The organism is Sphaerochaeta sp. S2, assembly GCF_016406725.1.
Taxonomy (GTDB): domain Bacteria; phylum Spirochaetota; class Spirochaetia; order Sphaerochaetales; family Sphaerochaetaceae; genus Sphaerochaeta.
On record NZ_JAEKNT010000026.1, the window covers coordinates 1 to 9,779 of the forward strand.

A 9,779-nucleotide genomic window follows, 5' to 3' on the forward strand; every position below is an offset into this window, starting at 1 on the left:
GAGTCGTAACCTCTCTCGTCCAAAGGACTTTGCATTTTCCTGCCAAATTCAACAAGTAAGGAAGCAAAGGACAGGATGGAAGCATGCACAGAAGAACTTTCCTATGCCTACCCATCAAAGAAAGTCGTAGTCAATCTCAGCCCCAGTGACATCCCCAAGAGGGGAGCCTATCTTGATCTTCCCATGCTCCTTGGTCTCCTGGTTGAATCGAAGCAGGTCAGGCCAAGGATCGAGGGCTGGCAGGAAATAGCTTGTGTTGGGGGAATCAGCACCACAGGGGCCCTTGTCGGCTTCAACGGTGTGCTGCCCATGGCAATCCAGGCACACCGCATGGGATGGAAGAAACTCATCGTACCAAAGGACTGTGCCAATGAGGCCTCCCTGGTCAAGGACCTGGACATCATCGCCTGTGGTACCATCACAGAAGTAATCCAATACCTGGAAGGCCGGTTGCATCTCTCTCCCCATAAAACAGACCAGGACCCCATCTTTCAGGAAAAAGCCAGCAATGACGGTGATTTCATCGACGTCGTCGGACATGACGACATCCTTCCTTACCTTGCTGCAGCTGTTGCAGGAAACCACAACCTCCTCTTGGTAGGCATACCTGGAGCTGGTAAGACGCTAATGGCCCGGTTGCTCCCCACCATTCTCCCTCCCATCCCGATGAGGAGGATGTCATCCTGGCCCTGAACGGTAACCCACTCACCACCAGCGAGATTGTGGACATGGTCCCTGATCTGAGCCTCTCTGTCATGGAGTGCCTTACAGAAATGGAACTCTCCGGCAGGATTATATTTCGCCCTGATGGCAGGTGGCACCTGATAGGAGGCCTTTGATCATATGCCAAGGAGGAAGAGGAACGACACACCAGGGACCATCCATCACGTCATCCAACGAGGCAACAACAGGAACTACATCTATGAGAACACCCGCGACAAGAAGGAGTTTCTCAGTCTCCTCTCCACCGCCCTGACCACCCACGATGCACTCCTGCTCCAGTACGCCCTCATGGACAACCACTACCACCTCCTCATCAAGGTCGGTAGTGAACCCTTGTCCTCCATAATCTGGTTTCTCAACCGTACTTACAGTCTCTACTACAACAGCCGGTACAACCGAACCGGCACCATCTATGGAGACCGCTACAAGAGCTACCTTGTAACGGAAACCCATAAACTCTTCAGCATCATCCGCTACATAGTCCAGAACCCTGTCAAAGCCGGCCTGGCTGCCACCCCCTCTGCATACCGATGGAGCGGTCATACAGAAGTGTGCACTGGAAATACCTATATAATCGCCAGAACAACCTTGCTCTCCCTCTTCTCCCCAGACCCCTCCCTTGCACTGCAGCGTTATATCCAGTGCACCGAACATGAAAAATGGACCCCACAGGTTGGCTTTGCCACCATCATCGACAAGCGGGAGGAGACCAGGGAACGACTCTCCTGTCTTCTTGACCGGATACTCGCAAAGCGGAACCTTGAGGATCTTCGTGCCATGGTTGTCTCAGGGGCAAAGTCCCCGCTCTCCAGGGAACTCAGGAACCAATTTGTCCATGTTGCAGTTACTGACGGCCATGCCCTCAGGGACATCGCCAGCTTTCTTCATGTCAGCCATGAAACCGTGAGGCGGATCAGCAAGCAAGATCGCTTGCAAAAGCATACACCATAGATTACCTGCCTTTCCTTTACTCCACGATGCTGAGCTGGTAGAATCATCCTTGATGATTAGAGGGGGAGGGTCGTTTCACTGGAATGAAGAAGAACCGCAAGGCACTACCAATAAAGAAACGTCTCTTTCTCACCATGCTGGCTATATCAGTCATCCCGGTATTGATCATCACCACCTTTGCATCATTCAACACCTACAATAGAATCTACCAAGATACCATCCGGGTTAACACAGAAGGCATGAACTGGACCCAGGAACAACTCAGTAACTTTTCCACGGAACTCAAAGACCTCTACTACTCCATGGAGTTCGACCAAGGATTCAAGGATGCAGTCCTTGAAGAGTATGCAGGAAGGGGAACCTACCAGAACAGTTCCCAGATTCGTGACATGCTCTTGACCAAGCTCAACCTTACCCGTTCTCTCTCTTACATCAAGATAGTCTTCAACACACAGAACCAGGAAATCTATGCAGACCGTGCCCGCGTGACGATCGGCTCCCCTGAACAGCCAATCCTCATACGTCCTGAAAAACTACAGACCAACCTCTTCTTCACCCCCAGTGAAGACGGAATACTGGCTGTGCACAACATCCATCGATTTCCCGACAGGGAGCTACTCGCTCAGCAATCGGCAGCCGTACGAGACAAAGTCTTCCTCCAGATCCTCTCCACCCTGCAGATTTATGAGAATGAACAACTCTACATCATCAATGATGAAGCAGCACTCTTGATGGCAGTACCAGAGGTAGAAGCCTCCCTCGAGAACCTGATCGCCCTCGAGGACTTCAAGATTGTCAACGATGTCTTTTACACTGAGAAGGATGGGAACATCATCTTCTCCACCTTCGACCAACAGGAACCATTAAGCATTATCAAGGTTGTTCCTAAGAGTGAAGTTATCACTTCGATCCTCCCCACCGTCTATACCGGTCTTATCCTCGGTCTGGTCAGCCTATTGGTCTCAGTAGCCATCTCCGCCATTCTCTCCTCTGTTATCAGCAAGCCCGTCGTCGGCCTTGCCAGGAGAGTCAAGAACATCGAGCTCGAGTCCTTGATACTGGAAGAGGATGAAGAGTCAGCCGATGAGGTAAAGGTACTCGAACATCATATTGCTGCCTTCATAGAACGGATCCGTCAGTTGATCCGTAACGAGTACGACATTACCCTCCAGAGCAAGACAGCACAGATTAACGCCCTGCAAGCCCAAATTAACCCCCACTTCCTCCACAACACGCTCCAGCTTATAGGAAGCATCTCCCTCTCCCAAGGTGGTGATGAAGTCTACAGGATATCAGAATCCTTAAGCTCCCTTATGCGGTACTCCATGGACTTCAAAGAACCCTTTGTTTCCCTCGATGAGGAACTCAAGCATTTGGACAACTACCTCTTCATCCAAAAAGAACGCTTCAATGACCGAATGAGTGTTTCCTTCAGTATTTCCCCAGAAGTACGTAGTGCCTTGATCCCAAAACTCCTGCTCCAGCCGATCGTTGAGAACTCCTTCATGCATGGTTTCGAAACCAAGAGCGGTAGTTGGAAGCTCTCCATCATCGCCTTCAGTGATGAAGAGAAACTCCACATCATCGTGAAGGACAACGGATCTGGTATGGAACCACTAGAAGTAGAGCGTATAAACCGGGAGCTGAAAGCCCTACGTACAGGTGCCTTGATCAGCTCAATTGCCACCTCAGAGCATATAGGTCTAATGAATGTCAATGAACGGATTCGTCTGACCTCCAGCATTGATGACGGAGTCACCGTCAGGAGTGTAAAAGGAGAGGGAACCACAATCGAACTGGTCTGTGAGATACGTAGGAGGAAGCAGTGAGAGGATTGAGCGTGGTCGTCATTGATGACGAAGCCTGGACTCGGGACACCATCAAACGAATTGGCAAATGGAAGGAGTTCGGCTTTCGCATAGTAGGGGAAGCATCAGACGGGCACTCCGGACTGGAGTGCATCAAGGAGCTCTCTCCGGACCTCATTATCACAGACATGAAGATGCCAGGTCTTGATGGTGCTCGTATGCTTCGGGTCCTTGATGAACAGAAGAGCAAGGCCAAGGTGCTTATCATCAGCGGGTACACCGACTTTACCTACACCAAGCAGGCCGTAGCCAGTAGAGCGATCGACTATCTCCTCAAGCCGATCAATGCTGATGAGTTCAATACAGCCCTTAAACGATGTTCCCTGGAGCTGAGAACAGAACAACGTACAAGAGGACCCCAGAGGGAGACCACCATCATGCAGGTGGTGGACAGGAATTGGTTCGAACAGTACAAGAGTGTTCGCGACTCTGTCGGCTACTCCTTGGAGACCCTTTCATCAAAAGGAATCGAGCACGCCCTCTCCCAACTCGAACAACTCTACCTTCACTGTGAGGCATCGGTCAGGTTGGCAGTCCTCATCCGTATGAACCATGACCTCCAATCGATCATTGAGGAGTATCTGATCTCCTCAGGGTCGCAGATGGCACCCCATCTGCTCTCCTTCGCAGTTGGAGAGCAATGTACCTTCTCCGACCTGAGGAAACACTATCTGGAAGTGATCTCCCATTTGATCGAAGAGAAAGTCAGCGAGAACCAGAGTTTGCATCACTTCGATATCAGGCCAGTCAAACAGTACTTGGATGACCACTACCAGGAGAACCTCTCACTCGAGCAGATTGCAACCATGTTCTCGGTCAGCAAGGAGTACCTGAGCTCCCGGTTCAAGAAGGACCTTACTGTCACCTTCTCGGAGTATCTCTTGGGACTAAGGATGGAGAGGGCAAAGGAATTAATTACCGAGTACCATATTCCGTTGTCGAAAATACCCGAGATTGTCGGGTATATCGACATCTCCCACTTCTATAAAGTCTTCAAGAAATTCTATGGGATAACCCCGGGTGCAATGAGAGAGTCATCAGAAAGATGATTATACGTAGACAATACACGTGATTAACCATGGCAAATGTCTTTCCCCAATCCTGCGTTAGGCTGAACATACAGAACCATGAAAAAGGAGAAGACAATGAGAAAATTCACTACCGTGCTCGTGATGCTATGCATCAGCATGATGTTGCTCAGCGGCGCAGGAACAAAGGAACAAGCTTCCCCCGCAAAGAAAGTCACCCTGAACGTTATGATGAGCTTCCCTCGCTTTACCGAGGAGATGGAAGCCTATGTTGCACAGTTCGAAGCGAAGATGCTTGAAGAGAAGGGTATCGAGGTCGAGGTTGAACTCGAGATGCCAAGCTCAGACCAGTACCGGAACATCCTCCAGACCAGGCTCTCCTCGAATGATGCTCCCGACCTCTTCACCCTCCATGCCACAGCTGACCTGCCGACCTACGTCGAAGCAGGCTATGTTGCAGACCTAAGCTCACAACCACTTGCAGCAAAGCTCTATCCTGATGTAAGGACCTCTGTCTCGGTGGACGAGAAAGTGTATGCGGTTCCCTTTGAAAGCACCGTATGGGGCTACCTCTATAACAAGGACATCTTTGAAGCATGTGGGATCACTGCCCCCGATACACTTGATGAGATGAAAGAAGTTGTCCGGGTACTCAAGCAAAACGGCTACACTCCCTTCCAGTTGGCATTCCAGGAACAGTGGGTACCACAGTTGATGACTGCTCTCCTGCTTGGAGGCAAAGTCAGCGGCGAAATCCCCGACTGGGTGGACAGAATGTACGCCGACCAGGGTTCCTACCGTGAGGTTGCAGACATCTTCGAGATGATCAATCTTGTCATGAGCAATGGGACCCCCAGGGCAATGGAAACCGGCTCTGAGCAGGGCGCTGCCGACTTTGCCAATGGCAAGGCCGCCATGTACATCCAGGGCACCTGGAGTGCAGAATCAATCCTATCAGTCAATCCTGAGATCAGGATTGGTGTAGGGGCGCTCCCGGTTAACAACAACGAAGATTGTACCAGAGTCAACCTTGCCACCACCACTTCCTTGGCCGTGTACGCAGACACCCCACAGAAAGAGATGGCAATGGAGTTCGCCAACTACATCCTCGATGATAAGGACTCCTCAGCACTCTATGAGTCGTTGAAGTTCAACCCGGTTGCCTCCTGTCACGACTACGACCAGTACGACTGGGCAAAGGATGCCTCCAGGTACGTTGCCGAAGGCAGAGCCTACATGGACCTGGTCCTTCCCCAGGCCGTGACCAATGAACAGGGCAAGCTGTTGCAGAGCCTCTATGTGAAGCAAGTAACCGTTGACCAGTTTATCACGATCATGGACCAGACATTCAAAGCCGCAAACAAGGCTTTGGCCCAGTAACGCCACACTTTGATGAACGTCTGCAGCATCTGCTGCAGGCGTCATCTTCTCCTACCGAATACTACAGGAATACCGTATGGCTCATCAAAACGCTACAAAACGAAACCTGCAGCTTCTAGCCTGTACCGCACCAGCCCTGCTTGTCTTCATAACCATGAAGATCATACCCGCCGTAATGGGGTTCTGGTACAGTCTTACCAGCTGGAATGGGATTAACCCGAAGAAGCCCTTTATCGGTCTTGAGAATTTCCGGGAAATATTCACCACCGATCCCTATTTCTGGGACTCGCTTCTCTTTACCTTCCGCTACACCATCTGGATTGTCGTAGCGATGAATATACTCGCACTCCTACTCGCCTTGGGCATTGAGAGCCAGAGAAGAGGGAAGGGTGTGTTCAGAACACTCTTCTACCTTCCCAATATGATCAGCCTGGTCATCGGCAGCTTTATGTGGAACTTCATCTTCACCAAGGTGCTTTACTACATGGCAGATACATGGGGATGGTCATTCCTTGACCACTCCTGGATCGGGGACCCTACCTTCTCCTTTTACGCCATTCTCACCGTAGCGCTTTGGGGAGGTACCGGTTACATCATGATCATCTACATTGCAGCAATCCAAGGAGTCCCAGAGGTTCTCCATGAAGCGGCAATTGTTGATGGGGCTACACCGTTTCAACGGCTTCGCTCCATCACCCTTCCCATGATCGCTCACTCCTTTACCATCTGTCTCTTCATCACCCTCAACAATGCCTTCCAGGTCTTCGATGTAGTCTATACCCTCACCGGAGGTGGCCCGGGACGGGCAACCCAGGTAGTTGCCATCAACATCTATGAAGAGGCATTCAATAACAGCAACCGCTTCGGGTATGCAACAGCCAAGTCCTTGATTGTCTTTGCAATCGTCTTGGTAATCACCAGCATCCAGCTCACCGTCATGAAGCGAAGGGAGCAGGAACTATGAACCATACCTCTGATACAAGATACTCTCCCAGGAGAATCCTCATATTTGCTCTCTTGATCAGTTATGCACTGTTCTGTCTCTTTCCCTTGGTCCTTGCCCTGGTAAACTCATTCAAGACCCGTTCAGAGATCTTTACGAACATCATTGCACTGCCGGAGCATCTTGAGTTTGGAAACTATGGTAGGAGTATCAAGAGCATGCGGTACTTCAGGAGTCTCCTCAACTCCGCCTTTATCTCAACGGCTGGTCTTACCGGTATTGTCTTCTTCTCCTCTATAGCTGGTTGGGCGTTGTGTCGGTTCAAGGGAAAACTGAGTACCGCCATTTTCTCGCTCTTTGTCCTCTCTATGCTCATTCCCTTCAATGCCATCATGATCCCCCTCTATCGGATCGCCACCGTACTGCATCTCTCCAACACCCTCTGGGGCATGGGTTGGATCTATTCCGGTCTTGGAGTGGGTATGGCAGTATTCATGTACCACGGATTCGTGAAAGGAATTCCCCTCGACCTAGAGGATGCTGCACGCATCGATGGTTGCAATCTCTTGATGACATTCAAGAATGTAGTGTTCCCCCTGTTGCTCCCCATAACCGCAACCATCGGCATCATGAACCTTCTATGGATGTGGAACGACTTCCTCCTTCCCCTGATCATGCTTCAGAGTCCTTCCCGCTACACCCTGTTGCTCTCTACGAATATGCTCTTCGGCAAGTATGCAAGCGATTGGCCCGCTATCCTGAGTGCACTCATACTCTCAGCTCTGCCCATGATCATCGTGTACGTCCTGCTGCAGAAACACATCATCAAAGGTATCACCGAAGGTGCACTCAAAGGATAATGGCATGAACAAACAACTACCGTGGCTCAAAACCGATGGAAAGCGAATGGTTACCGATAGAGGAGACGCTGTCCTCCTGCAGGGGGTTGGCCTTGGGGGTTGGATGCTTCCCGAAGGATACATGTGGAAGCTGGAGAAACCCTACGACCGGCCAAGGCGCATCGAAGAGCTTGTTGAGACAGTATGTGGTGCCTCCTATGCCACTAGTTTTTGGGAACGCTATCTCGAGAGCTATATTACCGAAGATGATATTTCCTATATCGCTCGTATGGGTTTCAACTCCATACGGCTTCCTCTCAATAGCCGGACCCTCTGTACGTTTAATGAAGCCAATGATCCAGTCTTCAGCGAGCGGGTAATCAGGAAGGTTGATGAGCTGCTCCTGTGGTGTGAGAAGTATCATGTCTATTGTATTCTCGACTTGCATGGCGCCCCAGGCGGGCAGACAGGCGAGAATATCGATGATAGTGAGCATGATATCCCCTCTCTCTTCATCGAAGACCATTATAGGGAGCAATGCATCGCTCTCTGGAGAGCCTTGGCAAGCAGATACCATGACAGGTCTGTAATCGCAGGGTACGACTTGCTCAACGAACCACTGCCCCAGTGGCATGGTGCATACAATGACAGGCTCATGCCCCTCTATCGGGACATCACCAAGGCAATTCGGGAGGTTGATAAGCGACATATCATCATCCTGGAAGGACTGCACTGGGCAACTGACTGGTCTCCCTTCGAAGCGTTGAAAGGTGAGCCTATCGACACCAATTACCTCTTGGAGTTCCATAAGTATTGGAGCAATCCCGACTGGGAGAGCATTTTCTCCTATGCTGATATGGGGGAAAGACTGCAAGTCCCCATCTTCATGGGGGAGGGCGGAGAGAACAACCTTGAGTGGTACACCGCAGCCTTCTCTCTCTACACCTCCCACGAGATATCCTGGAACTTCTGGACGTATAAAAAGATGGCGTGTACCAACTCACCTGTATCCTTTCCTGCCCCAAAGGGGTGGGAGAATCAGGAAAAGACACGAAAGCAGTTTGATGAGCTTCTTCACAACATCATGGAAGGAGCATGCTTCCTGGATGAAGTATCCCATGCCATTCTCCGCACTCCTCCCCTCACGATCCCTGCGCAGTGGTACGATGCCTATAGAAGCCGATACGAGAGGATCCCTGGAGCTGAGGTGCGTAGTGGGGACCCCATCTCCATCCTCTTCCGTGATGGGCACCGTGGTGAAGTCAATTACCGTAAACTTGCTGGAGAACCACAGGACAGCAATGATGCATTGTATGTCCTTCTAAGGCCAGCTGAAGAGCTCTTTTATCATTTCATTGTCAGAGAACAAGGCTCTTACACCATACAGGTGGAAGGTGAGGGGGATGGGGAATGCGAATACACACTCACGGTCGACAAGAGACTACCCAGAGGTGTCTCCCAGGAGAATGCTTTTTCTGTGGAACTCCCTGAGGGTAGCCACTGTGTAGGTATTGGCCTTACCAAAGGATCTCTCGACTTGAAGAGCATTACGATCAAAGGGAGTGGAGTATGAGAATTCACGGAGAGAAAACGTTCTGGATACAGGGAAGGATAGAACACGAGCAGTTTGACTTGGAGAGCAGTCCTGACAGGGATGAAATTGAGAAGGAGTGTCTCACCATCTTCCCCGAGATCGAGTACCAGAGGTTCAAGGGATTTGGGTGTGCGATAACAGAGTCCGTTGGACATGTCTTGGAAACGCTCCCTGCAGATGTCTCGGCGCAGATTCTTGAAGATTGTTTTTCGTCTTCTGCTTTACACTACCAATGGGTCCGCTCCCCGATTGACAGCTGTGACTTCTCCCTTACTCCGTACAGTTCCTGTGCCAGGGAACAGGGGAGGGTGTATCTAGATCGGGATCAGTTCGATGCGCATGACCTGCACTACATCATTCCCTGGATCAAGAGAGCCTCCCAGGTCGCAGGCAAGAGGATTGAGCTCTATTTGACTCCCTGGTCACCACCGGCGTGGATGAAGAGTAATGGCG

General features: G+C 50.8%; 8 protein-coding genes and 1 pseudogene. All 9 read left to right on the plus strand.

Annotation, left to right across the window (positions count from 1 at the left end; all coding sequences use genetic code 11):
• Positions 1 to 39 precede the first annotated feature (39 nt).
• Complete coding sequence (locus tag JF818_RS00610) at positions 40 to 693, plus strand: magnesium chelatase domain-containing protein (RefSeq protein ID WP_255528420.1); 654 nt, start codon at positions 40 to 42, stop codon at positions 691 to 693.
• Between the two features lie 150 nt (positions 694 to 843).
• Positions 844 to 1,674, plus strand: a complete 831-nt coding sequence (locus tag JF818_RS00615; protein WP_198890066.1) for a transposase — start codon at positions 844 to 846, stop codon at positions 1,672 to 1,674.
• An 83-nt stretch (positions 1,675 to 1,757) separates the two neighbouring features.
• A complete protein-coding gene (locus tag JF818_RS00620) occupies positions 1,758 to 3,503 on the plus strand; it encodes a sensor histidine kinase (protein WP_198890067.1) in 1,746 nt (581 codons plus the stop codon).
• Complete coding sequence (locus JF818_RS00625) at positions 3,500 to 4,591, plus strand: response regulator (RefSeq protein ID WP_198890068.1); 1,092 nt, start codon at positions 3,500 to 3,502, stop codon at positions 4,589 to 4,591. Before JF818_RS00620 ends, JF818_RS00625 begins: the two co-directional genes overlap by 4 nt.
• A 96-nt stretch (positions 4,592 to 4,687) precedes the next feature.
• Positions 4,688 to 5,950: an ABC transporter substrate-binding protein gene (locus JF818_RS00630; RefSeq protein ID WP_198890069.1), complete on the plus strand. Its 1,263-nt coding sequence runs from the start codon at positions 4,688 to 4,690 to the stop codon at positions 5,948 to 5,950.
• 76 nt (positions 5,951 to 6,026) lie between these two features.
• Positions 6,027 to 6,914, plus strand: coding sequence for a carbohydrate ABC transporter permease (locus JF818_RS00635; protein ID WP_198890070.1), 888 nt, complete (start codon positions 6,027 to 6,029; stop codon positions 6,912 to 6,914).
• Entirely contained in the window at positions 6,911 to 7,753 is an 843-nt protein-coding gene (locus tag JF818_RS00640) for a carbohydrate ABC transporter permease (protein ID WP_198890071.1), read from the plus strand. Before JF818_RS00635 ends, JF818_RS00640 begins: the two co-directional genes overlap by 4 nt.
• Before the next feature lie 4 nt (positions 7,754 to 7,757).
• The gene (locus JF818_RS00645) at positions 7,758 to 9,305 is read left to right on the plus strand and encodes a glycoside hydrolase family 5 protein (protein ID WP_198890072.1); all 1,548 of its coding nucleotides are present in this window, start codon (positions 7,758 to 7,760) and stop codon (positions 9,303 to 9,305) included.
• Positions 9,302 to 9,779 (plus strand): annotated as a pseudogene (locus tag JF818_RS00650) (hypothetical protein); the annotation flags it as partial. The gene JF818_RS00645 and the pseudogene JF818_RS00650, both read left to right, overlap by 4 nt.

What these genes read in the sequence shown, in the direction of transcription:
- JF818_RS00615 (WP_198890066.1), top strand. Translation starts at nt 844, where the DNA reads ATGCCAAGGAGGAAGAGGAACGACACACCAGGGACCATCCATCACGTC.
- JF818_RS00620 (WP_198890067.1), top strand. Translation starts at nt 1,758, where the DNA reads ATGAAGAAGAACCGCAAGGCACTACCAATAAAGAAACGTCTCTTTCTC.
- JF818_RS00630 (WP_198890069.1), top strand. Translation starts at nt 4,688, where the DNA reads ATGAGAAAATTCACTACCGTGCTCGTGATGCTATGCATCAGCATGATG.
- JF818_RS00635 (WP_198890070.1), top strand. Translation starts at nt 6,027, where the DNA reads ATGGCTCATCAAAACGCTACAAAACGAAACCTGCAGCTTCTAGCCTGT.
- JF818_RS00640 (WP_198890071.1), top strand. Translation starts at nt 6,911, where the DNA reads ATGAACCATACCTCTGATACAAGATACTCTCCCAGGAGAATCCTCATA.
- JF818_RS00645 (WP_198890072.1), top strand. Translation starts at nt 7,758, where the DNA reads ATGAACAAACAACTACCGTGGCTCAAAACCGATGGAAAGCGAATGGTT.